The organism is uncultured Aquincola sp. (genome assembly GCF_964001545.1).
Classification (GTDB): Bacteria; Pseudomonadota; Gammaproteobacteria; order Burkholderiales; family Burkholderiaceae_C; genus Aquincola.
Genome location: NZ_CAXFDV010000053.1, coordinates 1 through 24714, shown reverse-complemented (window position 1 = coordinate 24714; position 24714 = coordinate 1). Strand labels below are relative to the sequence as shown.

Here is a 24714-nt window from a genome sequence, read left to right as displayed (position 1 = left end):
CCTCATCGCCGACATCGGGCCGCTGCGCTCGCTCAGCGTGACCTTCCTGGTGCCGGTGTTCGGCGTGCTGTGGGGCGCGCTGTTCCTGCATGAGGCCGTGACCGGCGCCCATCTGCTGGGTGGCGGTCTGGTCGCCGCAGCACTCGCTTTGGTGTTGGCCCCGCCTAAGCCGCGTGCGACACCGGCCGCCACGACGCGACCGTGATCACCCGCCCGGCTTCAGCATCTCCCGCAAGCGCACACTCATCGCCTCCATCGAAAACGGCTTGGTGATCATCTGCATGCCGGGCTCCAGGAAGCCGTTGGCCACCGCCGCGTTTTCGGCGTAGCCGGTCATGAACAGCACCTTCAGCTCGGGGCGGAACACGCGGGCGGCGTCGGCCATCTGGCGGCCGTTGAGGCCGGGCAGGCCGATGTCGGTGACCAGCAGGTCGATGGCCTGCGGGCCTTGCAGCACGGCCAGGCCGGCCACGCCGTCGGCCGCTTCCAGCGCGCGGTAGCCCAGCTCCTGCAGCACGTCCACCACCAGCGCGCGCACCACGGCTTCGTCTTCCACCACCAGCACCACCTGGCCGGTGTCGGCGATGGGGTCGACCGTGGCGGCGCGCTGGGCCTCGGCCTCGTCGGCTTCGCCCAGGTGGCGCGGCAGGTAGAGCTTGACGGTGGTGCCGTGGCCCGGCTCGCTGTAGATCTTGACGTAGCCCTCCGACTGGCGGGCAAAGCCATAGATCATCGACAGGCCCAGCCCGGTGCCCTGACCGATCGGCTTGGTGGTGAAGAAGGGCTCGAACGCGCGGGCCAGCACCTCGGGCGACATGCCGGTGCCGGTGTCGCTGACGCCGATGCACACGTACTGGCCGGGTGCGATGTCGCGGATGCGCACCGCATAGCTGGCGTCCAGGCTGGTGTTGGCGGTCTCGATGGTCAGGCGGCCGCCGGCCGGCATCGCGTCACGTGCGTTGATGCACAGGTTGAGGATGGCGCTTTCCAGCTGGTTGGCGTCGCACAGCGTCAGCCACAGGTCGGGCGCCAGCGCCAGCTCCAGCGTCACCGCTTCGCCCAGCGTGCGGCGCAGCAGGTCTTCCATCGACACCACCAGCGGATTGGCCGCCACCGGCCGCGGGTCGAGCGGCTGCCGGCGCGAGAAGGCCAGCAGCCGGTGAGTCAGCGCGGCGGCGCGCTGGGCCGAAGCCATCGCGCCCTGGATGAAGCGGTCGAGGTCGGTGCTGCGGCCCTGCTGCAGCCGGCGCTTGATCAGGTCGAGCGATCCGGTGATGCCTTGCAGCAGGTTGTTGAAGTCGTGCGCGATGCCACCGGTGAGCTGGCCCACCGCCTCCATCTTCTGCGACTGGCGCAGCGCCTCCTGCGCTTCTTCCAGCTGGGCCTGGCGCAGGCGCTCGGCCGTCACGTCGCGGCCGGTGGCCACGAAGCGGCCGGTGCCGGGCTCGGGCGACAGCGTCCAGGCCATCACCCGCCATTCGCCTTCCAGCGTGGCCACGCGGTTTTCCAGCCGCACCGGCTGGCCGCTGGCGCGCATGCGGCCCAGCGCGGCCTGCAGCCCGGGCAGGTCGTCGGGGTGCAGCAGCGCGCTCAGCGGCTGCAGCACCAGCTGTGCATGGGCATGGCCGAGCTGCCGCGTCCACGAGGCCGACACGCGCTGCAGGTGGCCTTGCGCATCGGCGATGGCCAGCAGGTCTTCGGTCAAGGCCCACACCTGGTCGCGCTCGCGGGTGCGCTCTTCCACGCGGGCTTCCAGCGTTTCGTTGTCGCGCTGGGTGGCGCGGAAGAGGCGCGCGTTGTCGATGGCGATCGCAGCCTGCGAGGCCAGGCCGCTGGCCAGGCGCTCGGCACGGTCGGTGAACACATCGGGCTCGGAGTGGCCGAACATCAGACAGCCCAGCACGTCGCCCGAGCGGGCGATCACCGGCACCGCCAGATAGCTGCGCACAGGCAGGTGGTGCTCGGGCATGCCGGCATGCGGCCAGTTGCGGCCGTAGCGCGGGTCCTGCGTGATGTCGGCCGAGCGGATGACGCCATCGCCTCGGAAGGTGGGTGCGAATACCTCGGTCGAGCGCGGCATGCCGAAGCGTTCGAAGTCGCTGCGCTGCGCACCCGACAGTGCGTAAAGCATGAAGCGCTCGTTGTGCTCGTCGCGCGTGGCATGGAAAAAGGCGCCGTAGCGCGCGCCGGTGAGCGCGGTGCCGGCATCCACCACGCGCTGCACCAGGGTGTCGATGTCGAAGTCCTGGGCCAGCAGCGCGGCGGTGCGGTTCAGGGTTTCCAGCGCGCGCGTTTCTTCGCGCAGCGCCTGCTCGGCCCGGGCGCGTTCCACCGCGTCCCACACGCGGGCGGCCACGTCTTCCATCAGCGCCACTTCGTCGGCGGTCCAGTGGCGCGGGGCATGCTGGGCCGCGTAGAAGATGGCGCGCAGCGCACCGTCACCGCGCAGCGGCACCGCTACCAGGCTGTCGACGCCGAAACGCTCCAGCACCGGCTGGTGGCCTTCGGCGGTGAGGTCTTCGCACACGGTGGTGCGGCCGGCGCGCCAGTGCTGCATGGCGGTCTCGCCGAAGCTGTCCAGCGCAAAGCTGCGGTGCTCGGCCGGGCGGCCATCGGTTTCTTCCGCTTCCACCACGATGCGGTCGGCCTGCAGCCGGCCCAGCCCGGCCCGGTGCACGCCCAGGAAGTGGCGCAGCATCTGCAGGCCGTCGCCCAGCAACGCCTGCGGCTCGCCGGAAGGCCGCAGCCGGTCGGCCAGCGACAGCAGCAGCGCCTGCCGCGCCTCGGCCTGCTTGCGGGCGGTGATGTCGATGGCGGTGCCGATGGCGCGCACGCAACGGCCGCTCTCGTCGAACAGGCCGCGGCCCTTGGCCGCCACCCAGCGCAGCACGCCGTCGTCGATGCCGATGGTGCGGTACTCGACGTCGTAGGTGCTGCGTATCGCCGGGTCCATCGCAGCCGAGAAGGCGGCCAGCGTGGCGGCCACGTCGTCGGGGTGCAGGCCGCGCGCGAAGGTGTCCAGCGACACCGGCGTGTCCACCGAGGCACCGAACATCGTGCGGGTGCGGTCCGACCACACCAGTTCCTGCGTGGCGGTGTCCAGGTCCCACGTGCCGATCTCGGCCGCCTCGGTGGCCAGCAGCAGCGACTGCTGGCTGGTGGCCAGCTGGTCGGTGGCCAGGCGCCGCTCGGTGATGTCGTAGCACACGCCCAGGTAGCGGGGCGGTCCGCCCCGCGGGTCGGCCACCACCTCGCCGCGCCGGGCCAGCCAGCGAAACGCGCCGTCGTCGGCGCGGCGGATGCGGTACTCCACATAGGCCATGCGCTGCGGCGTGGGCGTGGTGTCCACCGCCAGCAGCGCCACGTCGTCGGGGTGCACCAGCGCCACCAGTTGCTGCACCGTCACCACCGGCGCAACGGGCAGGCCCCACAGCGCGCAGAAGCTGGCCGAGACCGCCACCTCGCCACGCTGGGGAAACAGCTCGAAGCTGCCGATGCTGCCGGCCTGCTGGGCCACGTGCAACCGTTCTTCGCTGGTGCGCAACGCCTCGCGCGCCCGCGCGCGCTCGACCGCCAGGCGCAGGCGCTCGGCCACCTCGCGCAGCAGCAGCAGGTCGTCGGTCGACCAGCGGCGCGCCTGCGCGCTGGTGACGAAGACGATGGCGCCCACGGATGCGTCGGCGCCCGCCGCCGGGGCGGCGCTCGAAGTGGCCGCCGAAGTCGGCGCGCCGGGCAGGCCCAGCAGCGGCACCAGCACCATCGCGCCCACCTGCAGCTGGCGGTAGCGCGCCAGCGTGCCGGCGGTGCGGGCATCGTGGGCCACGTCTTCCACCACCACCGGCTGGCCGCCGCGCAGCATGCCGTCCAGCCCCAGGCCGTAGTCGCTGAGGGTGTACACGCCGGGCGCGTGCGACACCCGGCCGTCGGTCCAGTCGTGTTCAAGGTGCAGGCGCATGGCCTCGTCCACGCGGCCGAAGCCCACGCGGTTGGCGCCCAGCAGCAGGCCCAGCTGCGCCGCCACCTCGTCGCTCAGGCGCGCCTCGACCGATTGTTCGTGCAGGCTTTCGCTCAGCTGCAGCAAAAAGGCCTGGCGCAGGTCGCTGGCGCGCTGCCGGGTGCGGTTGCGCAGCACCTTCACGTAGCCCAGCACCTGGCCGGCCTCGCCGCGCAGCACCGTCATCTCGCCCGAGGCCCACAGGCGGCTGCCATCGGCCCGCAGGCGCCAGCCTTCTTCGGGCGAAGACTGGCCGGCCATGGCGGCCGCCATCTCCTGTTCGATGCGGCCGGCCGCCCGGTCTTCCGGGGTGAAGCAGCGGTGCAACGTCTGCCCCAGCATCTCGTCTTCGCGCCAGCCGAGGATGCGGTGCGCCCCTTCGTTCCAGCGCGTCACGCGGCCCTGCGTGTCCAGCGCGATGATGGCGTAGTCGGTGGCGCTGTCCAGGATCTGCCGGTGGCGCGCCTCGGCCTGGCGCAGCCGCTGGTTGGCTTCATCGCGCTCGATCAGCAGTGCCGCGGTCTGCGTCACCAGCGCCAGCGCATCGAGCTGCTGCTGCGTGGCGTCGCCGGGCGCGTCCACGTAGCCCAGCAGCACGCCCAGGGCCCGGCCATCGGCGGCCTGCATGGTCTGGCGCCATACCGGCCGCAGGCCCAGCTGGCCTGCCACCTCGTCCAAGGCCGGCCAGTCCACCGGCAGGGTGGGCCGCAGCGCCGCCTGCAGCGCGCTGGCCAGGGCCGGCGGCAGGCCATCGGCCGCGCCGATGCAGAGCCCTTGCAGCCCCTGCAGCAGCACGCCGGCCTTCAAGCCGGGCGAGCCGGCCTGCAGTTCGCCCAGCAGCAGCGCCAGCACCTGCGGCAGCGGCATGCCCGACACCACCTGTGCAAGAAGCCGTCGTTCCCCTTCCAGCAGGGTGAGCGTGGTGCTGCGGTGGGCGGGCGGTGGCGGGAGCATGGCTGACCCATTCTCACCGCAGCGGGGCCCGCCCGTGCGACGGGGGCACAATGGGCCGATGCCCGCCTTTCGCCTTGCCGTGGCCGGCGCCTGCCTGATGTCGATGCTCACGGGCTGCGCCACCCGCTCAGCCGACGTCAAACCGCTGCCTGCCGACCCTGCCGCCTACGGCCATCTGCCTTGCGAGGCGTTGTATGCCGAGGCCGACAAGGTGCAGCGCCGCGCCGCCGACGTGGCCTATGCGGTGGACGAGCGCGTGGGCAACAACGTCATTGCGCTGGGTGTGGGCGCCACCGTGTTCTGGCCCGCCATGCTGGCCATGCGGCCCGATGGCCCCGATGCGGCCGAACTGGCCCGCCTGCGCGGCCGCTACGACGCCGTTCAATCGGTCATCGCCCAGCGGGCCTGCCCGCCGCAGTCCGACACCTTGAGCGCCGAGCAGCTGGCCGCCATTCCTTTGAAGGTGGGTGAACGCCTGGTGTACGAGGAACGGCAGGGCCGTGCGGCGGCGCGCGAGCTGGGCCTGCGGCTGCAGAGCCTGCGGCGCGACCACCTGGAGTTCCGCGCCGACCTGCCCGACGTCGATCGGCCGGTGCGCTGGCAGCAGGACAGCGCCGGCAACATCCAGCCGCTGACGGTGGGTGGCACGCTGGTGTACTGGACACGACTGCTGCGCCCCGACATGGCGCTCGGCGACGTGCTTGGCGGCGAGCTGCGCAACACCAATGGCGAGCAGGGCCGCCTTCGCGGCCAGGTCATCGCCACCGGCGTGCAGACGGGCTTTGGCCGCCCCTTCGATGCGGCCGTGATCGAGCTGTACGGCGACGTGCCCTACCGCCGCCACACCGCCCGCATCGACGGCGTGATGGTGGTCGACCGCAAGAGCGGCGTGCTGCTGCGGCTGGAGCTGCGCAGCAGCAATGCCGATTTCGAGCTGCGGCGCACGCTGCTGCGCGTCGAGCCGGCGGCGTGAAGCGCGCACGCGCTCCTTCACACTTCTTCACCGCCTGCGCGGGCGCCGCTTTACCGCCTGCGGCCAAGCTCTCGGCTCCTTCGAAAAACAAGGGAGAGCCGCTTGAAGAACCGCGCTTCCATCGCACACCCATTCCGCTGGATGGCCGCCAGCCTGCTGCTGGCCGCCTCCGGCGCTGCCCTGCTGCCCTCGGCCGCGCGCGCTGAGGATGCACCCCCGCCGCCGCACGCCGGCCACCCGATGCGTGGCGAGCCGGGCTTTGCCGGCATGCCGCTGCAAGGCCCCGGCATGCAGCGCATGCTCGACGAGGTCAAGGCCACGCCCGAGCAGCGTGCGCAGATCCGCCAGATCACCGAAGCCGCCGCCGCCGACCTGCGCAGCCAGCAGGAAGCCGCGCGCGGCCTGCATGAACAGGCCGGCAAGATCTTCACCGCGCCCGTGGTCGACGCTGCCGCGGCCGAGACGCTGCGCCAGCAGATGATGGCCCAGCACGACCAGGCTTCGCGCCGGATGATGCAGGTGATGGTGCAGGTGGCACAGGTGCTGACGCCCGAGCAGCGCCAGCAGCTGGCCGAGCGCATGGCCCGCGCGCCCGAAGAGCGCCGCGGCCCGATGCACCGCGGCGCGCCCCGTGGCGAACGAGCACCGGCGGGCTGATCGATCATGCGAGTCTCCAGCATGTTCCAGCGCGGCGGCCGTGCCGCCGAACCCGCCGCCTTGGCGGCTGCCCCCACTGCCGTGGCTGCACGATCGCCCGGACACCCCTACCATCCGGCCATGACTGCGCAACGCTTGCTCCTCATCGACGACGATGCCCGGCTGACGACGATGGTGGGCGACTACCTGCGCAACGCCGGCTATGAGATCGACATCGCAGGCTCGCTGGCCGCCGGCCGCGACCGCCTGCGCCTGGGTCAGTACGACGCCCTGGTGCTCGACCTGATGCTGCCCGACGGCGACGGCCTGGACCTGACGCGCGAGCTGCGCGCCGACGCCCGCACCCGCCGCCTGCCGCTGCTGATGCTCACCGCCCGCGGCGAGCCGATGGACCGCATCGTCGGCCTGGAAATCGGCGCCGACGACTACCTGCCCAAGCCCTTCGAGCCGCGTGAGCTGCTGGCCCGCATCAAGGCGCTGCTGCGCCGCGCCTCGCCCGAGCCCGCGGCCGACGAGGTGCTGCGCTTCGGCCGGCTCGAGATCGACCTCGGTGCCCGCCAGGCCTACCTGGGCGGCCAGCCCTGCGACCTCACCAGCCACCAGTTCGACCTGCTGGTGGTGCTGGCGCAAAGCCCCGGCCGGGTGCTGTCGCGCGACCAGATCATGGACGCGCTCAAGGGCCATCCGCTGGAAGCCTTCGACCGCTCCATCGACGTGCACATCTCGCGCATCCGCGCGCTGATCGAAGACGATCCGAAGAACCCCAAGCGCGTGCTCACCGTGCGCGGCGTGGGCTATCTCTTCGCGCGCAAGCAGGACGGCGAATCCTGATGTGCCACGGCCGCCCGCCGGCGGCCCGCCGGCGTGCTGGCGGGGGCCGGGCATGAAATCGCTTTACCTGCGGGTGTGGCTCACGGTGGTGGCCGTGCTGGCGCTGTTTGCGCTGGGCTCGGGCTGGCTGGTGCAGCGCCACATGGAACGCGAACGCGGCCGCGCCGATGCGCTGGCCGCCGAACGCGTGGCGGCCTGGGCCGACCTCATCCAGCGCAGCCTGCCCAGCGCGGAAGCCCCGCGCGAAGAACAGTCCGAAGCCGTGCTCGACTGGTCGCAGCGGCTGCGCATGCCGCTGGCCCTGGACGACGCACGCGGCCGCCGCATCGTGGCCACCGTCACCTTCGAGCGGCGCATGACCGCCGGCGAATCGCCCCCGCCGCGCATCTTTCCGATCCGCTTTGCCGATGGCCGCACCCTGTGGGTGATGCGGCCGGTGCTGCTGCGCCTGCCGCATGGCGGTGAAGGCCTGCGCGTGGAAGGCCCGCGGCCTGATGGCCTGCACCCCGGCCGGCTGCAGCTGGAAGCCTTGCGCTTCCGCGGCCTGGGGCTGGAAGAAGATTTCCCGCTGCCGCCGTGGTTCCCGTTCGCGCCGCCCGGCTGGGGCCGCGGCGTGGGCATGGTGGCGGTGCTGGCGCTGCTGTTCGCGGCCATCGCCATCGGCGCCTTCCCGGTGGTGCGCCGGCTCACGCGCCGGCTGGAGGCGCTCAAGCAGGGCGTGGAACGCTTCGGCAGCGGCGCGCTGCACCACCGGGTGGACGAAGGCGGCCGCGATGAGGTGGCCGCCGTGGCCGCCAGCTTCAACCGCGCTGCCGAGCGGGTGGAAGCGCTGGTGCGCGCCAACCAGAGCCTGCTGGCCAATGCCAGCCATGAGCTGCGCTCGCCGCTGGCGCGGCTGAAGATGGCCGTCTCGATGCTGGACGACGACAACGGCTGCCAGGCCCAGCGGCGTGAACAGCTGCGCCGCGAGATCCACACCAACATCGGCGAGCTGGATGCGCTGGTGGAAGAGGTGCTGATGGCCAGCCGCCTCGAATCGCAATCGGCCAGCCCCGAGCGTGAGCCGGTCGAGCTGCTGGCCTTGGGCGCCGAAGAAACCGCCCGCCTGCAGGCCGACCTGAGCGCCCCCGACGGCTCGCTGACGGTGCTGGGCGACGAGCGCCTGCTGCGCCGCGCGATGCGCAACCTGCTGGAAAACGCCCGCCGCTACGGCGGCGACGAGGTGGAACTGGTGCTGCAACGCGGCCGCCCCGGCCGGGTGGAGATGCGGGTGTGCGACCGCGGCCCCGGCGTGCCGCCCGACATGCGCGAGCGCATCTTCGAGCCCTTCTTCCGCCTGCCCGGCCATGCCGAGCATGCCGGCGGCGTGGGCCTGGGCCTGAGCCTGGTGCGCCAGATCGCCGAGCGCCACCAGGGCAGCGTGCGCTGCGAAGCCCGCGAGGGCGGCGGCAGCTGCTTCGTGATCGAGATGCCGGCGGCTTGAGCCGGCGGCTCAGGTCAGGCCCACGCCTTCTGCCGCCTGGCAGACCCAGATGGTGGCGTGCTCGCCGCCCGGGGCGCGGTACTGCGCCTGCACCGCAGCCGCCACGCGCGCCACCGCGGACTGGGGCAGCAGCGCGACCACGCAGCCGCCGAAGCCACCGCCTGTCATGCGGGCGCCGCCCTCGTCGCCAATGGCCTGCTGCACCGTGGCCACCAGGGCGTCCACCGCCGGCACGGTGATCTCGAAGTCCGTGCGCATCGAGTCGTGCGATGCGGCCATCAGCAGGCCCAGACGGCGCAGGTCGCCGGCTGCCAGGGCTTGTGCCGCCTCCTGGGTACGGCTGTTTTCGCTGACCACATGGCGCGCGCGCCGCCATGCCACGGGGTCGAGCGTGCCGGCCCCCGCGTGCAAGGTCGCCATGTCCAGGTCGCGCAGTGCGCCGACGCCGAAATGCCGCGCCGCCTGCTGACACTGTTGCCGACGCTCGTTGTAGGCGCTGTCGACCAGTCCGCGGGCCACGCGGGAGTGCAGGATCATCACGGCCAGGTCGGCAGGCAGCGGCACCGGCCGCGCTTCGAGCGAGCGGCAGTCGATCAGCAGCGCATGGCCGGCCTGACCGCGGGCGGCGATCAGCTGGTCCATGATGCCGCAGGCGCAACCCACGAAGTCGTTCTCGGCGGCCTGACCGATCAGCGCCAGCTCCGTCGCCGGCAGCACTGCTTCCAACCCGGCCATGGCCGACAAGGCGCGTCCCAGCGCCACTTCGAGCGAGGCCGAGGAAGACAGCCCGGCGCCCTGGGGTACGTTGCCGGCGATGGCCAGCTCACCGCCACGCAGTACCAAGCCGCGCGCCCGCATGGCCTGCACCACGCCTCGCACATACTGGGTCCAGGGCTTGTCGGGTTGTGCGGGCACCGGCTCGTCGACGCGGAAGCGGTCGAGGGCCTCGTCATGGTCGGCCGCCACCACATGGAGCCAGCCGTCCTGGCCGGCACGCGCGGCCACCAGCGTCTGCACGTCGATGGCGCAGGGCAGCACGAAGCCGTCGTTGTAGTCGGTGTGTTCCCCGATCAGGTTGACGCGCCCAGGCGCCCGGGCCACCCAGGTGGGCAGGCCGCCGAAGCGGGTGTGGAAGGCGGTGCGCACGCGGCTTTGCAGCGCCACGGCATCGGTGGCCGCCGATCCGGCGTGGGCGGGTGCAAGGGCGAAAGTCTGGTTCATGGCTGTTGCCGGTAATGCAGGTCAGGAAGCTGGCGCAGCCGCTCGGCGGCTTGCTCCGGTGTCAGGTCGCGCTGGGCTTCGGCGAGCATTTCGTAGCCGACCATGAACTTGCGCACGGTGGCCGACCGCAGCAGCGGCGGATAGAAATGCGCATGCAGTTGCCACGGCGTCGGGTCGGCGTCGTCGAAGGGCGCACCGTGCCAGCCCATCGAGTAGGGGAACGAGCAGCGGAAGAGGTTGTCGTAGCGGGCCGTGAGCCGGCGCACGGCCAGCGCCAGGTCGGCACGCTGTTCGCGGTCCAGCTGCGGCAGGCGCTGCACCGCAAAGCGCGGCAGCAGCAGCGTCTCGAAGGGCCAGGTGGCCCAGAAGGGCACGATGGCCAGCCAGTGGGTGGTGGCCAGCACCACGCGCCTGCCGTCGGCGGCCTCGGCCTCGGCCACGTCCAGCAGCAGGGGTCGGCCGTGTGCCGAGAAGTGGCTGCGCTGGTGCCGGTCTTCGGCCTCCGCCTCGTTGGGCAGGTGGCCGGTGGCCCACACCTGGCCGTGCGGGTGCGGCTGAGAGCAGCCCATCAACGCGCCCTTGTTCTCGAACACCTGCACCCAGCGGTGGTCGCGGCCCAGTTCTTCGGTCTGGCTGCACCAGGTGTCCACCACGGCCTCCACCGCGGGCTGCGACAGCTCTGGCAGGGTGCGCCCGTGGTCGGGGGAAAAACAGATCACCCGGCTGGTGCCGCGCGCGGGCTGCAGCCGGAACAGTCCCTCGTCACTGCCCGGTGGGGCCTGCGGCACCGCCGGCATCAGCGCCGCATGGTCGTTGGTGAAGACGAAGGTGCCGGTGTAGGGCGGATTGGCCTGGCCGTTGACACGGACGTTGCCCGCGCACAGGTAGCAGCCGGGGTCGTGCGCGGGCAGTGGCGCATCGTCCACCGCTTCCTGGCGGCCCTGCCAGGGGCGCAGCGCACGGTGGGGCGACACCAGCACCCATTGGCCGGTGAGCGGATTGAAGCGCCGGTGCGAGTGCTGCGCGACGTCGAACGCGGTCACGGTGCTCGCTTCGGGTGCGGCGCTCATGCTGCCGCCCCTTGACGCCGCAGCTGCACGATGAAAGCCGTCTCGGCCTGGGCGCGGGGCAGCGGCAGGCCGGCTTGCTGCAGCCAGGCGCCATCCAGCAGCACCCCACCCTCGTCGTTCAGCGCGTCGAAGAAGGGCGCCGTGTGGTGTGCACCCCTGGGCCTCACGGTGCCGGCGGGGGCCAGCTGCTGCACCCGGTAGCGGCTCCCGGGCTGCAGCATGGGCAGCGGCAGCACCGGTGTGTAGCGGTGCTGGGTGGGCTGGGTGCGGTACACCAGCAGCAGCAGGTCCGTGCCGGCGTCGTCGCCGTGGGCCTGCCACACCAGGCCATCGGGCAGGCTGCCGCGCCACACGCGGCCCTGGTGCAGCCGCTCGCGCAGTTGTTTGTAGAGGTCGATCCAGCCGCGCAGCGCGCTGCGGGCGTTGGCGTCCAGCTGCCGCAGGTCGAACTCGATGCCCAGGTGGCCGGGCAGGGCCACCGCGGCACGGAAGTCCATGGCCTGCGTGCGGCCGGTGGTGTGGGCCGGCGCGGTGCCAATGTGCGCGCCCATGATCTCGGGCGGGAAAAACTGCAGGAAGCCCTGCTGGATCTCGATGCGCGACAGCGCGTCGATGCAGTCGCTGGTCCACACGCGGTGGGTGTGGCGCAGCACCGCGAAGTCGATGCGGCCACCACCGCCCGAACAGCTTTCGATTTCCACCTGCGGGTGCGCCCGGCGCAGCCGATCGACCAGCGCATAAAAGGCCAGCACCTGCGCGCGGTAGCCGGCACGGCCGTCGGCCAGGCCGGCGGTGGTCAGGTCGCGGTTGTGGTCCCACTTGAGGTAGGCGATGGGGTGGGCCCGCAGCAGCGCGTCGATCTTGCCGAACAGGTAGTCGGCCACCTCGGGCCGCGAGATGTCCAGCACCAGCTGGTTGCGCGCGGTGATCAGCGGCCGGCCCGCGAGCTGCAGTGCCCACTCGGGGTGGGCCCGGTACAGCTCGCTGTCGGGGTTGACCATCTCGGGCTCCACCCACAGGCCGAACTGCATGCCCAGCGCCTGCACATGCGCGATCAGCCCGCCCAGGCCGTCGGGGAACTTGGTCTCGTCGGGCCACCAGTCACCCAGCGCCGCGCGGTCGTGGTGGCGACCGTGGAACCAGCCGTCGTCCAACACGAAGCGCTCGACGCCTACTTCGGCCGCGGCATCGGCCAGCGCCATCACCGGCCCGGGGTGCACGTCGAAGTAAAAGCCTTCCCAGGTGTTCAGGTGCACCGGCCGCGCGGCCATGGCACCGCCGGGCCAGCGCAGGCGGCTGCGCAGCTCGGCGTGGAAGTTGGCGGCCAGCCCGTCGAAGCCGGCGCTGGAGCAGCTGGCCACCACCTCGGGCGTGGTGATGGCCTGGCCGGGTGCCAGCTGCACTTCGCCCGGCGCCAGCCATTCGCCCAGCTGCCACTGGTACTGGCCGTCGTGCAGCCACTCGATGGTTTGCTGATGGTTGCCCGACCAGGCCAGGTGCGCGCCGTACACCAGCCCGGCCTGCGGGGTGGCGCCGGGCGTGGCCACCACCGCGCCCGGAAAACAGTCGTGCGAGGTGCGGCCGCGGCGGTTCTCGCGCCGCCACAGGCTGCGGCCCAGCGCGTCGACCTGCGGCATGAACTCGTGCACATGCTGGCCGGCATACGAATGCACGCGCTCGCAGCGGCCCGGCAGCGGCAGCGTGGCCGCGGCCAGCCACTGCAGGTCCAGCGGCGCGTCGCCCGTGTTGGTGAGCACGGTGCGCAGCACCAGCACATCGCTGGCAGGGTCGAGCGACAGCGACAGGTCCACCCGCAGCCTGGCCACATCGTCGTGCAGCACCAGCACGCAGGCATGGCCCGGCTGCTGCCAGTGCAGCTCGCAGCGGGTGAAGGTTTGGGCAAAGGCCTGGCCTGCACTGTGGGCCAGCAGGGCGCTCTGGCCGAACCAGCCGACGCCGAAGCCGGGCATCACGGTCAGCGGCTGGTCGGTGTCCAGCATGAAGCTGGGCAGCGGGCGCGTCTGGCGCAGCGGCCAGCCGGGGCTGCTGCCTTCGGGCAGGCGCGGCCCCCAGTAGCGCCACAGCGGCGCTTCACCGGGCGGCAGTTCGATGATGAGGGAGCTGTGCCGGCCATGCAGCGCGGCGAATCGGGTGTCGGCAGGCATTGTGAGGCGGGGTGGGTCAGGCGGCCTGGGGCAGCAGCAGGTCGGCCACGGGGACGCTGCGTTCCAGGGCCAGGCCCTGGTCGTCGAACAGGTGCAGGGCCGGGGCCGGCAATGAGAGGGCGATGCGCTGGCCGGCGGCCGCATACACATGGCCTGGCGCCTTGACGACCAGCGGCTGCTCGGGCTGGCCACTGTCCAGGTACAGGTAGGTGCTTTCGCCCAGGCGCTCCTGCCACTGCAGCGGCCGTGCGATGTGCTGCGTGGCGGTGCCGGGCTCGGTGTGCTCGGGGCGCACACCCACGGTGACGCGGGCGCCGGCCGCCAGCCGCCGCGCATCCACGCAGGCCAGCAGGGTTTCGCCGCTGTCCAGCCGCACGGTGGCCTGGCCGGCTTCGGCCGCCACCAGCGTGCCAGGCAGGAAGTTCATCTGCGGCGAGCCGATGAAGCCGGCCACGAAGCGGTTGCGCGGCCGGTGGTAGAGCTCCAGCGGGCTGCCGCACTGGGCCACGCTGCCTTCCTTGAGCACCGCTTCGCCCGCGTTGAGCAGCAGGATGCGGTCGGCCAGCGTCATCGCTTCCACCTGGTCATGGGTCACGTAGACGGTGCTGGCGCGGCCGAAGTCGCGGTGGATCTTGGCGATCTCGAAGCGCGTCTGCACCCGCAGCGCGGCGTCCAGGTTGGACAGCGGTTCGTCGAACAGGAACACCCCCGGCTCACGCACGATGGCGCGGCCGATGGCCACGCGCTGGCGCTGGCCGCCGCTCAAGGCCTTGGGCTTGCGGTCCAGCAGGTGCGACAGGTGCAGCACCCGCGCCGCTTCGTCCACCTTGCGGCGCACCGTGGCCTCGTCCACCTTGGCCAGCTTCATGCCGAAGGCCAGGTTGTCGTAGACCGACAGGTGCGGAAACAGCGCATAGCTCTGGAAAACCATGGCCACGCCGCGGCGTGCCGGGCGCACGTCGTTCATGCGCTGGCCGCCGATCAGCAGCTCGCCGCCGCTGATGTCTTCCAGCCCCGCGATCATGCGCAGCAGCGTGGACTTGCCGCAGCCCGAGGGGCCGACGAACACGCAGAACTCGCCTTCCCGCACTTCCAGGTCGACGTTGCGGATCACCGGCACCGCGCCGTAGCTCTTGTGTACCGCGCGAAGTTCGATGTTGGCCATGGGGGGTTCCTGCCGGCTTACTTGAAGAGGCGGTTGGCCTTGTCGCTGGCCGCCTTCAGCGTCGGCCCCGCGGGCTTGCCCAGCAGCACGGCTTCCAGCGCCGGGGCGATGATTTCGTCCACCTGCGCGCCGTGGTCGGCAATCGGCATCAGGAAGGTGTTTTCCTTGGACACGGTGAGGAAGGCGCTGGCGTCGATGCCGCGGGCCTTTTGCGCCGCGACGGCCTTCTCGCCCATGCCGTTGATGGCCGGGAACACCACGCCGGTGGCCGCCACCACGTTCTGGCAGTCGGGCGAGCCGAGGTAGCGCACCCACTTCCAGGCTTCTTCCTTGACCTTGGAGCCGGACCAGATGGAGTCGGCCAGGCCGTTCAGCATCGAGGCGCGCTGGCCGTTCGGTCCCTTGGGCAGCGGCACCCAGGCGTTCTCGAACTTCGCGTTGGCCGCGAAGTAGGTCATCATCCACGAGCCCTGCGGCACCATCGCCACCTTGCCGGCGACGAACATCGCGTCGGTGCCCAGACTCTTCGTGTTCTGGTAAGGCGCCGAGATGCCCTTGGTGTGCAGGCTGGCCATCCAGTCCAGCGCTTCAGCCAGCTTGGGGTCGTCGTAGTAGTACTTGCCGGCCCAGGGCTGGTCCTGGTACTTGAAGCCGTTGGGCACCGCGAAGAAGCTGAAGGTGGTCTGCCCGCCCATGTTGCCGCCGGCCGGGGTCTGGTAGCCGTACACCGCCACGCTCTTTTTGTCGAAGGCGGGGTCGTTGGCATTGCGGCCCTTGCTGTCCAGCGTGAGCTTGCGCGCCACCTGCTCGAAGCTGCCGCCGTCCTTCGGGTTCCAGGTCATCTCCTGCAGCTCGGCCAGCGTGACGCCGGCCTTCTTGGCATGGGCCATGTTGACGATGAAGGCCACCGTGTCCCAGTCCTTGGGCAGACCGTACTGCTTGCCGTCGCGGCCCCAGATCTGCACCAGGCCCTTGGCGTAGAGGCTGGTGTCCAGCTTGTCGCGGGCGATGAAGGGCGCCAGGTCCAGCACCTGGCCGTTCCTGGCCAGCTCGGGGTACTTGGCCAGGTGGTTGGTGAAGACGTCGGGCGCCGTGCCCGAGACGAAGCCGGTGGACAACGAGGTCCAGTAGTCACCCCAGCCGGACTGGCTGATCTTCACCGTGATGCCGGGGTTCTTCTTGGTGAAGTCGGCGGCGCACTGGCTGTAGGCGGGCAGCTGGTTCGAGTCCCAGAGCACGTACTTCACCTCCACGGCCTGGGCGGTGGTGCAGGCGATGGCCAGGGCGGCGGCAAGCGGACGAAGGGCGGGCATGGATGAGTCTCCTGGTCGTTGGAAAGGGCGGGTACGGCGGGGGAGAGGGGTGGCCGCCGCCAGGGCGGTCGGTGCGTCATTTGCCGCCGCTGAACTGCACGGACTCGACGACGCGGCGCCCGAAGGCGATCAACAACAGCACGGCGGGCAGCACGGCGATGGTGGCCGCGGCCATCAGGCCGCTCCAGTCGGGCTGGCCTTGCGGCGTCTGCGACTTGAAGGCCTGCAGCGCCACCGGCAGGGTGTGCTGCAGCTCATCCTTGGCCACGAGGAAGGGCCAGAAGAACTCGTTCCACATGTTGATGCCGGTGAGCATCGCGATGGTGGCGATGGGCGTGGTGGACAGCGGCACCACGATGCGCCAGAACACGTAGAAGTGGCTGGCACCGTCCAGCAGCGCCGCCTCTTCCAGGTCGCGCGGCACCGACAGGAAGAACTGCCGCAGGAAGAACACCGAGAAGCCCTGCATCAGGCAGAACGGCGCCACCATGGCGGCCATGGTGTTCAGCCAGCCCAGCTCCTTCATCAGGATGAAGTTGGGGATGAAGGTGACGACGCCGGGCACCATCATCGAGGCGACGAACAGCGCGAACAGCGTGCTGCGGCCCGGAAAGCGCAGGCGCGCAAAGGCATAGGCGGCCATGGCTGCGCAGCTCACCTGCACCAAGACGATGGTGCCGGTGAAGATGATCGAGTTCAGCATCGCGCGGGCGAAGTTGATCTCGGCGCCGGAGCCGCCGGCGGCCAGGCTGTCTTCCTTGCTGATGAGGCCGAGCACCCGCTCGAAGTTCAGCAGCGTCGGCGACTGCGGCAGCAAGGCCGACGACTCGGTGAACAGTCGGCCGGCTGCATCAGCGCGGTCTTGATCACCATCCACAGCGGCAGCAGCGTCAGCGACAGCATCGCCAGCAACGCCGCCCAGGCGGCGATGCGGCCCAGCGTGGGCCGACGGTGCCGCGCGGGCGGCAGAGAGAGTGCACTGGAGGTCATGGCCGGGCTCCGCAGTCGCAGGGCAGGGGGTGGCGAGCGGGGCGGCGCATCAGGCCAGGTCGCTCTCGTTGGCGCGCAGCACGCGCATCTGCACGATGGTGTAGAGCACCATCACGGCGGCCAGCGCCATCGACATCGCCGAGGCGTAGCCCATCTTGTAGAAGCCGAAGGCGTTCTGCACGATGTAGTGCACGATCACGCGCGTCGAGTCCAGCGGGCCGCCGTTGGTGGTCACCGCGATGGTGTCGAAGATCTGGAACGAGCCGGTGACGCTGGTGACCAGCACAAACACCATCACCGGGCGCAGCAGCGGCAGCGTGATGCGGCGGAACATGTGCCACTCGCTCGCGCCTTCGAGTGAGGCCGCTTCATACAGCGAGCGCGGGATGTTCTGCAGCCCGGCCAGGAACAGCATGGCCACCAGCCCCATGTGGCGCCACACGTTGACGGCCGCGATGGTGAGCATGGCCTGGTCTTCGCCGCCAAAGAAGGGCTGTCGCTCCAGGCCCAGACCTTCGATCGCCGCATTCACCAGGCCCAGCATCGGGTCCAGCATCCACAGCCACACCAGCGCCACCAGCACGTTGGACAGCAGGTAAGGCAGCAGCACCACCGACTTGACGAAGAGCGAGCGCGTCAGCCGGTCCATCGCCACCGCCAGCGCCAGGCCCAGCACCGTCTGCAGCGGAATGTTGAGCAGCACATACCAGCCGGCCAGCTTCATGCCGTTCCAGAACTTGCCGTCTTCCAGCATCGCGGCGTAGTTGTCCAGCCCGACGAACTGCGGTTCACGCAGCAGCGTCCAGTCGGTGAAGCTGATCTGCACCGCCCGCAGCGTGGGCAGTGCATAGAACAGCACGAAGCCGATGAAGGCCGGCAGCACCAGCGCCCAGGCGGTCAGGGTCTCAGCCCGGCGCGCCACGCCCAGGCTGTGGGGGCGGCGCTGGGGCGGCGCAGCGGCGGTGTGGCGGTCGGCTGTGGTGGTCAAGAGCTTTCTCCGAGGTAAGCTGACACGCGTTAGATTTCGAGCGAAAAATGGCGCGAATCCGCATCGCGCCGGGGCACAGCTGCACGAATTGCCGTCTAACTCGCGTTAGCCAAGATGCTAGGCGGTTCGAAGCGCTTTGGAAGAGCGGGTTAACCATGAGAGATCGAGAATGAACAAGCGAGCCTCGCCCACCAGCGCCGAAGTGGCGCGGCGCGCGGGTGTGTCACGCACCACGGTGTCCTTCGTGTTGAACGGCGTCACCGACCAGGGCATTGCCGAAGGCACGCGCGAGCGGGTGCTGGCGGCGGCCCGCGAGCTGGGCTACGAGCCGCATGCGGCCGCGCGGTCCTTGGCCGGTGGGCGCACCGGCACCATCGGCCTGGTGCTGCCCAAGGGCGAGCACCTGTACGTCGATGCGTTCCTGGCGCAGCTGATTGCCAGCGTCAACGAAGAATGCCGCCGGCATGGCCTGAAGCTGCTGATCGAGTCCACCGAAGACGAGGGCCGCGAGGCCGGCGCCTTCGTGCAACTGGTGCGTGGACGCCGCATCGACGGGCTGATCGTCGCCCATCTGCGCCTGAGCGAGATGGCGCACCTGGAGCACCTGCACGACAGCGGCATTCCATTGGTGGTCTTCGGCGGCGAGTTGCCGGATCAGGGGCGGCACTTTCCGACGATGGGTGACGACACCAGCCGTTCGGCCCAGAGGGCGGTGGAACACCTGCTGGCGCTCGGCCACCGACAAGTCGCCTTCGTCAATTACGCACCGCCGGAGTTCCACCACGTGAACCAGCGTGAGCGGGGCTGGCGTGCGGCCTTGCAGGCGCGCGGCCTGGCGGTGGACGAGCGGCTGTGCGTGCATGCCGACCTCAGCGCCGACAGCGGCTACCGGGCCGCGCAGCGCCTGCTGGCCGCCGGGGCACCGTTCACTGCGCTGTTTGCGGGCAACGACACCATCGCCTTCGGCGTGCTCCAGGCCCTGCGCGAGGCGGGGCGTCGGGTGCCGGACGACGTGGCCTTGGTGGGCTACGACGACATCCCGCTTGCGCCCTTTGCCTGCCCGCCGCTCACCAGCGTGCGCTCCGACCCCATCGGCCACGGCCGCAAGGCGGTGGAGATGCTGCTGGCCCAGTTGCAGGGCCGGCCGCTGGACGGCATTGCGCCGCTGCCGCCCGCCGAGCTGGTGGTGCGGGCTTCATGTGGTGCCCAGCCGCTGCCGCTGCACCCAGCCCAGCAGCAGGCATAGCCCGGCCGCCGCCGTGACCAGCCCCACCGTGGCAGCGGCCCAGAAGCCCCGGGCGCCGTGCAGTGCCTCGGGCGCCCAGGCCGGCTGGCCGAAGGCCAGCCAGTAGCCGCCGCCCAGGCCCACGCCCCAGATGGCGCTGGCATAGATCACCAGCGGCACGGTGGCGATGCGGTAGGCCCGCAGGATGAACGAGGCCAGGCACTGCGCCGCATCGCCGAGGTGGAACACCGCCACCCAGCTCAGCAGCGGCAGCGCCGCGGCGATGATCACCGGGTCGCTGGCATACAGCCGCACCAGCCCGTGGCGGCCCGCAAACACCAGCAGCCCGATGGCCACTGCCAGCCCGATGCCGATGCCCAGGCCCTGCCAGCCCAGCCGGCGCGCCTGCCGCATCGCGCCCGCGCCGATGGCCTGCGCCACCAGCGTGCTGGTGGCATTGGCCAGCGCCAGCGGCAGCATGTACATCAGCGCCACCAGGTTGGCCGCGATCTGGTGGCCGGCCACCGCGGTGGGTGAGATGCGCGAGATGAAAAACGCCATGAAGGTGAAGCCCGTCACCTCGATGCCGATGGACAGGCCCATCGGAATGCCCAGCTTCAGCTGCGCGACCAGCGCCGGCCGGCTGGGCGGCAGCAGGCCGCGGCCCAGGATGCGGAAGGGCCGGTAGAACGGGTCGCGCCGCAGCAGCACGAAGGCGGCGATCAGCTGCGCCCACATCACGATGGCGGTGGCCATGCCGCAGCCGGCCACGCCCATCGGCGACAGCGGGCCCGCGCCGTATACCAGCGCGAACGACAGCGGCACCTTCAGCGCCAGCCCGCCGATCTGCAGCACGGTGACGGCCTTGGGCCGCGACACCGCGGTGTTGAAGCCGCGGTAGGCGGTGAACAGCAGCGCCGCGGGCAATGAGACCGCCAGCGCCAGCGTGTAGCTGTGCACCTTGTCGGCCACCTCGGGCTCGGCGCGCGATAGCCACAAAAAGGGCTGCGGAAACGCCAGCACGGTGCTGCCCACCACCGACAGGCCCAGCGCCAGCCACACCGCCTGGTGCAGCTGGGCCCCGGCCTGTTCCAGCTGGCGCGCGCCGTAGAGCTGGCCGACGATGGGGCCCAGCGCCAGCACCACGCCCATCAGCCCGATGAACACGGTGATGTAGGCCGCGCCGCCCACCGCCAGCGCGGCCAGGTCGGCCGCGGCAAAGCGGGCCACCAGCATGGTGTCGATGGTGCCGAAGGCCAGCACCGCCAATTGGCCCAGCAGCAGCGGTGCGGCCAGCCGCGCGATGGCGCGCGCGTTGTCGGCCAGGCGCTTCGGCGCCTGGTTGGAGCCCCCAAGCTCGCTGTGCTCGCTGCCCCCCGAGGGGGCGCCCCGCGCTTTGGGGCGGCCCGGCGGCGCGGGGTCCTTGCCCGTGGGCTCAGCGGTCGGCAAGGGAATCCGGTGGCGGATGGTCGACGCCGCTGGCCTGCCGGGCGCGCTCCGCGTACTTGTTGAAGCGCCAGGCCGTGCCCTCGCGGGTGATGCGGCGCCAGACGATGCGCTTTTCCGCCGGCGACATCTGCGGCCAGTGCTGCACTTCGCCTTCGGTGCGGCCACAGCCCTTGCACACCGCATCGCCCTGTGCGGTGGAGCAGATGGCGATGCAGGGTGCATCAGGCGTGTGGGCGTACCAGCCCAGCCAGGCTTCGCGCGCCTTGGCGGGCATGGTGGCCTCGTCGCACTCGGTCTCGTGGTAGTACACCATCAGGGCGTACACCTCGGCCAGGGCCAGCACTTCCGGGCAGGCGGTGATGCCGTCGGGCGAAGGCGACTTCTCGCGCCACCAGTTGATGGCGGCTTCGATGTCGAGGATGTGGATGCCGGCCATGGATGCGGGTTCAGTCCTGCGCAGCAGACAGCGCGGCCAGGGCCGCTTCGGCGGTGGCACGCTCGCCGCTGGCGGCCCAGTCGATCGGCGCCTCGGCCAGCGCATTGGCGGCCTCGGTCTTCAGGCGCTTGACCCAGCCGCCGGCCTCGCGCCCGTCGGGCAGTCCCAGGCTTTGCAGCAGCGTGTGGCCGTGCGTGTCCACCAGCTTGAAGAAGAAGCGGCCATCGGCCTCGCGGTATTGCTTGAACAGCGGCAGCGCGGCCTTGTCGGCGCCGGCAGCGGCCACCGGCGCCGCACGCGGCACCGCCAGCATCGGCCGCAGGCCGACGGCGGCGCGCAGCTCGGCCAGGAAGGGCGTGGCCACGCGGCGGGCCTTGGCGGCGCCGTGCTGCAGCACTTCTTCGATGCGCTCGGGGTGGGCCATCAGCTCGACATAGCGCTCGCGCATCGGCGCGATCTGGCCTTCCAGCAGGTTCACCAGGCGCTGCTTGGCCTCGCCCCAGCCCAGGCCGGCGCGCAGGTCGGCATGGAAGGCGCTGCGTTGCTCGGGCGTGGCAAAGGCATCGTGCACCGTCACCAGCGCGGCACCCTCCGGGTCTTTCGGCTCGCCGGGCAGGCGCGAGTCGGTGAGGATGCGCGCGACCGCTTCCTTCAGCCCCTTGGCGCCGCCTTCGAACAGCGGAATCGTGTTGTCGTAGCTCTTGGACATCTTGCGGCCGTCCAGGCCGGGCAGCGTGGCCACTTCTTCCTCGATCTCGGCGCGCGGCAGCACGAACAGCTCACGCCCCTGGCCGAACAGGTGGTTGAAGCGCTGGCCCATGTCGCGCGCCATCTCGATGTGCTGCACCTGGTCGCGGCCCACCGGCACCCGGTGCGCGTTGAACAGCAGGATGTCGGCCGCCATCAGGATCGGGTAGCTGAACAGGCCCATGGTCACGCCCGCATCCGCGTCTTCCCCCGCCGCGGCATTGGCGTCGGTGGCCGCCTTGTAGGCATGGGCGCGGTTCATCAGGCCCTTGGCGCACACGCAGGTCAGCAGCCAGGTCAGCTCGGGCGTCTCGGGGATGTCGCTCTGGCGGTAGAAGGTGACGCGCTCGGTGTCCAGCCCGGCCGCCAGCCAGGTGGCGGCGATCTCCAGCCGGCTGCGCTCGATGCGGGCCGGGTCGTCGCACTTGATCAGCGCGTGGTAGTCGGCCAGGAAGAAGAAGCTCTCCACGCCGGGCTCGCGGCTGGCCGCGATGGCCGGGCGGATGGCGCCCACGTAGTTGCCCAGGTGGGGCGTGCCGGTGGTGGTGATGCCGGTGAGAACGCGTTCGGTCATGGTGAGGGCTGACGGCGGGGGAGGGCGATTCTAGGAGCCTGCCTCAAACCCTCGTCGTTACACTGCCGCGCCTCATGAAACGCATCGTCATCCTCATTTCCGGCCGCGGCTCCAACATGGAGGCCATCGTGCAGGCCTGCGCGGCCGAGGGCTGGCCGGCCCAGGTGGTGGCGGTGATCAGCAACCGGCCCGAGGCCGCGGGCCTGGCCTTTGCGCAGGTCCACGGCATCGCCACCGCGGCGGTCGACCACAAGGCCTTTGCCAGCCGTGACGAGTTCGACGCCGCGCTGGCCGCCGCCATCGACGGCTTTGCGCCCGACCTGCTGGTGCTGGCCGGTTTCATGCGCATCCTGGGCGCGGCCTTCGTGCAGCGCTACGAGGGGCGCATGCTCAACATCCACCCCTCGCTGCTGCCGGCCTTTCCGGGGCTGCACACCCACCGCCGCGCCATCGAGGCCGGCTGCACCGAGGCCGGCTGCACGGTGCACTACGTAACGGCCCAGCTGGACCACGGCCCGATGGTGGCCCAGGCCGCCGTGCCCATCCTGCCGGGCGACGATGAACACAGCCTGGCCGCGCGCGTGCTGGTGGAAGAGCACCGGCTGTACCCGCAGGCGGTGCGGGCGGTGGTGGAAGGCCGGGCCTAGAACAGCCCCGCCGCGGTGTTGATGGCCAGGGCCAGCAGCACCGTGTTGAACATGAAGGCCAGCACGCCTTGGCCCAGCACCCAGCGGCGGATCTGGCGGTCGCTCACCGTCACGTCCGAGGTCTGCGAGGTGGCGGCGATGGTGAACGAGAAATAGAGGAAGTCGCCGTAGTGAGGCGGGTCTTCGTCTTCGCCTTCTTCCGGCTCACCCGGAAAGCCCAGGCCACGACCCGGCCGGCTGCGGTCGCGGTAGAAGAGGCTGGCATAAGCCAGCGCAAACAGCGTGGCCAGCAACAGCCACGAGCCGAACAGCGTGGACAGCGTCAGCGCCACCCGTGGCGCGGCCGAGGCTTCGCCCTTGGGCGCACCCGCCAGTTCCAGCGCGATGGCGGCCAGCGTCACCACCACCGCCACCACCGCAGTGGCCACCACGGCAAAGGCGCTTTCGGCATGGGCGGCGGCGATGTCGCGCATGCGCTCGTGCGAGGCGCGGCGCATCATCAAGCCGGTGCTGGCCAGGTACAGCCACACGCCGGTGTTCCAGCCGATCAGCACCTGCGTGGTCCAGCTCAGCCGGCCGCCGCCAACGACGTCGCACAAAAAGCCCGCCGCCACGGCAATGAGCAGGCAGATCAGCAGGCGCGGGCGGGTGCGAAAGGGGCGCAGCAAGGGCAGGGCGGCAGCCTGGCCCGCCAAAACGGGTGCGGCGCGGATAATCCGGGGGATGCATCCTAATGCCCTCGTGGAAATGACGACCGAGCTGCTCGGTGACGTCCTGAAGTTTGAAATCCCGGCCGACGCGGTCGTGTCGTCGTTTTTTCGCCGCCACCGCACGCTCGGCCCGCGTGAGCGCCACACCCTGGCCGAGACGGTGTACGCCGTGGTGCGCCAGCGCCTGCTGTTCCAGCACCTGGCGCAAAGCGGCAGCGGTCCGCTGGAGCGCCGGCTGGTGCTGCTGGCCTGGCAGGGCAACGAGGGTTTTCTGCGCGGCGCGCTCAACCCGCACGAGCAGGCCTGGCTGGCCGACGTGCAGAAGGTGGACCGCAGCAGCCTGCCGCGCAAGCTGCGCCACAGCACGCCCGACTGGATCTCGCAGCCGCTGGAGCAGTCGCTGGGCGCCGACGAGTTCCTGACCCTGGCCGAGAGCCTGAACCAGCCCGCGCCGCTGGACCTGCGGGTGAACACGCTCAAGGCCAAGCGACCCGAGGTGAAGCAGATCCTGGCCGACGCCGGCATCGAAGCCACCGACACCCCGTATTCGCCCTGGGGCCTGCGCATCGAAGGCAAGCCGGCGCTGAACAAGCTGGACGTGTTCACCGGCGGCGGCGTGGAAGTGCAGGACGAAGGCAGCCAGCTGCTGGCACTGATCACCGACGCCAAGCGCGGCGAGATGGTGGTCGATTTCTGCGCCGGCGCCGGCGGCAAGACGCTGGCGCTGGGTGCGGCCATGCGCAACACCGGCCGCCTGTATGCGTTCGACGTGTCCGGCCACCGGCTGGATTCGCTCAAGCCCCGGCTGGCCCGCAGCGGCCTGTCGAACGTGTACCCGGCGCAGATCGCCCATGAGCGCGACGAGCGAATCAAGCGCCTGGCCGGCAAGATCGACCGGGTGCTGGTGGACGCGCCTTGCTCCGGCCTGGGCACGCTGCGCCGCAACCCCGACCTGAAGTGGCGCCAGTCGCCGGCCACGCTGGCGGCGCTGCGCACGCAGCAGGCGTCCATCCTGCGGGGCGCGGCCCGCCTGCTCAAGCAAGGCGGCCGCCTGGTGTACGCCACCTGCAGCCTGATGGCCTCGGAAAACGAGGACATCGCCGCCGCCTTCAGCGCCGAGTT

Annotated in this window: 20 protein-coding genes and 1 pseudogene; 8 read left to right on the top strand and 13 right to left on the bottom strand. The window is 71.0% G+C overall.

The genetic code is table 11. The annotated features are described in order from the left end of the window. A pseudogene (locus ABNT58_RS01980) lies at nucleotides 1–205 on the top strand (EamA/RhaT family transporter); the annotation flags it as partial. Here the strand turns inward: ABNT58_RS01980 and ABNT58_RS01975 are convergent. Next, nucleotides 206–4948, bottom strand: coding sequence for a PAS domain-containing protein (locus ABNT58_RS01975; RefSeq protein WP_348751838.1), 4743 nt, complete (start codon nucleotides 4946–4948; stop codon nucleotides 206–208). A gap of 58 nt (nucleotides 4949–5006) precedes the next feature. Here ABNT58_RS01975 and ABNT58_RS01970 point away from each other — a divergent pair, with 58 nt between their 5' ends. The 4 genes from ABNT58_RS01970 to ABNT58_RS01955 all read left to right on the top strand — a co-directional run bounded on the left by ABNT58_RS01970 (nucleotide 5007) and on the right by ABNT58_RS01955 (nucleotide 8892). Next, nucleotides 5007–5921, top strand: coding sequence for a hypothetical protein (locus ABNT58_RS01970; protein ID WP_348751837.1), 915 nt, complete (start codon nucleotides 5007–5009; stop codon nucleotides 5919–5921). 102 nt (nucleotides 5922–6023) lie between these two features. Continuing rightward, nucleotides 6024–6578, top strand: a complete 555-nt coding sequence (locus tag ABNT58_RS01965; RefSeq protein ID WP_348751836.1) for a Spy/CpxP family protein refolding chaperone — start codon at nucleotides 6024–6026, stop codon at nucleotides 6576–6578. A 120-nt stretch (nucleotides 6579–6698) separates the two neighbouring features. Continuing rightward, a complete protein-coding gene (locus tag ABNT58_RS01960) occupies nucleotides 6699–7409 on the top strand; it encodes a response regulator transcription factor (protein ID WP_348751835.1) in 711 nt (236 codons plus the stop codon). A gap of 52 nt (nucleotides 7410–7461) precedes the next feature. Beyond that, on the top strand, nucleotides 7462–8892 hold the full coding sequence (locus tag ABNT58_RS01955; RefSeq protein ID WP_348751834.1) for a HAMP domain-containing sensor histidine kinase: 1431 nt from the start codon (nucleotides 7462–7464) through the stop codon (nucleotides 8890–8892). Between the two features lie 9 nt (nucleotides 8893–8901). Here the strand turns inward: ABNT58_RS01955 and galK are convergent, their stop codons facing one another. The 8 genes from galK to ABNT58_RS01915 form a co-directional block, all read right to left on the bottom strand. Next, nucleotides 8902–10113: a galactokinase gene (gene galK, locus ABNT58_RS01950; protein ID WP_348751833.1), complete on the bottom strand. Its 1212-nt coding sequence runs from the start codon at nucleotides 10111–10113 to the stop codon at nucleotides 8902–8904. Further along, a complete protein-coding gene (locus ABNT58_RS01945; RefSeq protein WP_348751832.1) occupies nucleotides 10110–11183 on the bottom strand; it encodes a UDP-glucose--hexose-1-phosphate uridylyltransferase in 1074 nt (357 codons plus the stop codon). Before ABNT58_RS01945 ends, galK begins: the two co-directional genes overlap by 4 nt. Then, a complete protein-coding gene (locus tag ABNT58_RS01940; RefSeq protein WP_348751831.1) occupies nucleotides 11180–13348 on the bottom strand; it encodes an alpha-galactosidase in 2169 nt (722 codons plus the stop codon). Before ABNT58_RS01940 ends, ABNT58_RS01945 begins: the two co-directional genes overlap by 4 nt. Nucleotides 13349–13364: 16 nt before the next feature. Further along, a complete protein-coding gene (ugpC, locus tag ABNT58_RS01935) occupies nucleotides 13365–14513 on the bottom strand; it encodes a sn-glycerol-3-phosphate ABC transporter ATP-binding protein UgpC (RefSeq protein ID WP_348751830.1) in 1149 nt (382 codons plus the stop codon). Between the two features lie 17 nt (nucleotides 14514–14530). Continuing rightward, complete coding sequence (locus tag ABNT58_RS01930) at nucleotides 14531–15826, bottom strand: sugar ABC transporter substrate-binding protein (protein WP_348751829.1); 1296 nt, start codon at nucleotides 15824–15826, stop codon at nucleotides 14531–14533. A 76-nt stretch (nucleotides 15827–15902) separates the two neighbouring features. After that, on the bottom strand, nucleotides 15903–16643 hold the full coding sequence (locus ABNT58_RS01925) for a carbohydrate ABC transporter permease (RefSeq protein WP_348751828.1): 741 nt from the start codon (nucleotides 16641–16643) through the stop codon (nucleotides 15903–15905). Then, entirely contained in the window at nucleotides 16616–16816 is a 201-nt protein-coding gene (locus tag ABNT58_RS01920) for a hypothetical protein (protein ID WP_348751827.1), read from the bottom strand. Before ABNT58_RS01920 ends, ABNT58_RS01925 begins: the two co-directional genes overlap by 28 nt. A 49-nt stretch (nucleotides 16817–16865) precedes the next feature. Continuing rightward, nucleotides 16866–17804 (bottom strand): sugar ABC transporter permease, encoded by a 939-nt coding sequence (locus ABNT58_RS01915; protein WP_348751826.1) that lies wholly within the window; start codon nucleotides 17802–17804, stop codon nucleotides 16866–16868. A 169-nt stretch (nucleotides 17805–17973) separates the two neighbouring features. On the opposite strand from ABNT58_RS01915, the gene ABNT58_RS01910 reads away from it, so the two are divergent. After that, nucleotides 17974–19050, top strand: a complete 1077-nt coding sequence (locus tag ABNT58_RS01910) for a LacI family DNA-binding transcriptional regulator (RefSeq protein WP_348751825.1) — start codon at nucleotides 17974–17976, stop codon at nucleotides 19048–19050. Here the strand turns inward: ABNT58_RS01910 and ABNT58_RS01905 are convergent. Genes ABNT58_RS01905 through ABNT58_RS01895 form a run of 3 tightly spaced genes read right to left on the bottom strand, consistent with a single transcriptional unit; the run spans nucleotide 19000 to nucleotide 22235 of the window. Beyond that, nucleotides 19000–20478, bottom strand: a complete 1479-nt coding sequence (locus ABNT58_RS01905; protein WP_348751824.1) for an MATE family efflux transporter — start codon at nucleotides 20476–20478, stop codon at nucleotides 19000–19002. The genes ABNT58_RS01910 and ABNT58_RS01905 overlap by 51 nt on opposite strands. Then, nucleotides 20465–20914 carry a DUF3717 domain-containing protein gene (locus tag ABNT58_RS01900; protein ID WP_348751823.1) on the bottom strand — a complete coding sequence of 150 codons (450 nt, stop codon included), beginning with the start codon at nucleotides 20912–20914 and terminating at the stop codon, nucleotides 20465–20467. Before ABNT58_RS01900 ends, ABNT58_RS01905 begins: the two co-directional genes overlap by 14 nt. Nucleotides 20915–20924: 10 nt before the next feature. Further along, entirely contained in the window at nucleotides 20925–22235 is a 1311-nt protein-coding gene (locus tag ABNT58_RS01895) for a tryptophan--tRNA ligase (RefSeq protein WP_348751822.1), read from the bottom strand. A 74-nt stretch (nucleotides 22236–22309) separates the two neighbouring features. Between ABNT58_RS01895 and purN the strand changes: the two genes are divergently transcribed. Continuing rightward, nucleotides 22310–22882 (top strand): phosphoribosylglycinamide formyltransferase, encoded by a 573-nt coding sequence (gene purN, locus ABNT58_RS01890; RefSeq protein ID WP_348751821.1) that lies wholly within the window; start codon nucleotides 22310–22312, stop codon nucleotides 22880–22882. Here the strand turns inward: purN and ABNT58_RS01885 are convergent. Beyond that, nucleotides 22879–23550, bottom strand: a complete 672-nt coding sequence (locus ABNT58_RS01885; protein WP_348751820.1) for a DUF1345 domain-containing protein — start codon at nucleotides 23548–23550, stop codon at nucleotides 22879–22881. The genes purN and ABNT58_RS01885 overlap by 4 nt on opposite strands. A gap of 55 nt (nucleotides 23551–23605) precedes the next feature. Between ABNT58_RS01885 and ABNT58_RS01880 the strand changes: the two genes are divergently transcribed. Continuing rightward, a partial coding sequence (locus ABNT58_RS01880; RefSeq protein WP_348751819.1) for an RsmB/NOP family class I SAM-dependent RNA methyltransferase occupies nucleotides 23606–24714 on the top strand: 1109 nt, incomplete at its 3' end.

Coding starts and splice junctions, on each gene's coding strand:
- ABNT58_RS01920 (WP_348751827.1), bottom strand. CDS start 16,816: ATGACCTCCAGTGCACTCTCTCTGCCGCCCGCGCGGCACCGTCGGCCC.
- ABNT58_RS01930 (WP_348751829.1), bottom strand. CDS start 15,826: ATGCCCGCCCTTCGTCCGCTTGCCGCCGCCCTGGCCATCGCCTGCACC.
- ABNT58_RS01960 (WP_348751835.1), top strand. CDS start 6,699: ATGACTGCGCAACGCTTGCTCCTCATCGACGACGATGCCCGGCTGACG.
- ABNT58_RS01895 (WP_348751822.1), bottom strand. CDS start 22,235: ATGACCGAACGCGTTCTCACCGGCATCACCACCACCGGCACGCCCCAC.
- ABNT58_RS01900 (WP_348751823.1), bottom strand. CDS start 20,914: ATGGCCGGCATCCACATCCTCGACATCGAAGCCGCCATCAACTGGTGG.
- ABNT58_RS01955 (WP_348751834.1), top strand. CDS start 7,462: ATGAAATCGCTTTACCTGCGGGTGTGGCTCACGGTGGTGGCCGTGCTG.
- galK (WP_348751833.1), bottom strand. CDS start 10,113: ATGAACCAGACTTTCGCCCTTGCACCCGCCCACGCCGGATCGGCGGCC.
- ABNT58_RS01940 (WP_348751831.1), bottom strand. CDS start 13,348: ATGCCTGCCGACACCCGATTCGCCGCGCTGCATGGCCGGCACAGCTCC.
- ABNT58_RS01970 (WP_348751837.1), top strand. CDS start 5,007: ATGCCCGCCTTTCGCCTTGCCGTGGCCGGCGCCTGCCTGATGTCGATG.
- ABNT58_RS01910 (WP_348751825.1), top strand. CDS start 17,974: ATGAACAAGCGAGCCTCGCCCACCAGCGCCGAAGTGGCGCGGCGCGCG.
- ugpC (WP_348751830.1), bottom strand. CDS start 14,513: ATGGCCAACATCGAACTTCGCGCGGTACACAAGAGCTACGGCGCGGTG.
- ABNT58_RS01975 (WP_348751838.1), bottom strand. CDS start 4,948: ATGCTCCCGCCACCGCCCGCCCACCGCAGCACCACGCTCACCCTGCTG.
- purN (WP_348751821.1), top strand. CDS start 22,310: ATGAAACGCATCGTCATCCTCATTTCCGGCCGCGGCTCCAACATGGAG.
- ABNT58_RS01945 (WP_348751832.1), bottom strand. CDS start 11,183: ATGAGCGCCGCACCCGAAGCGAGCACCGTGACCGCGTTCGACGTCGCG.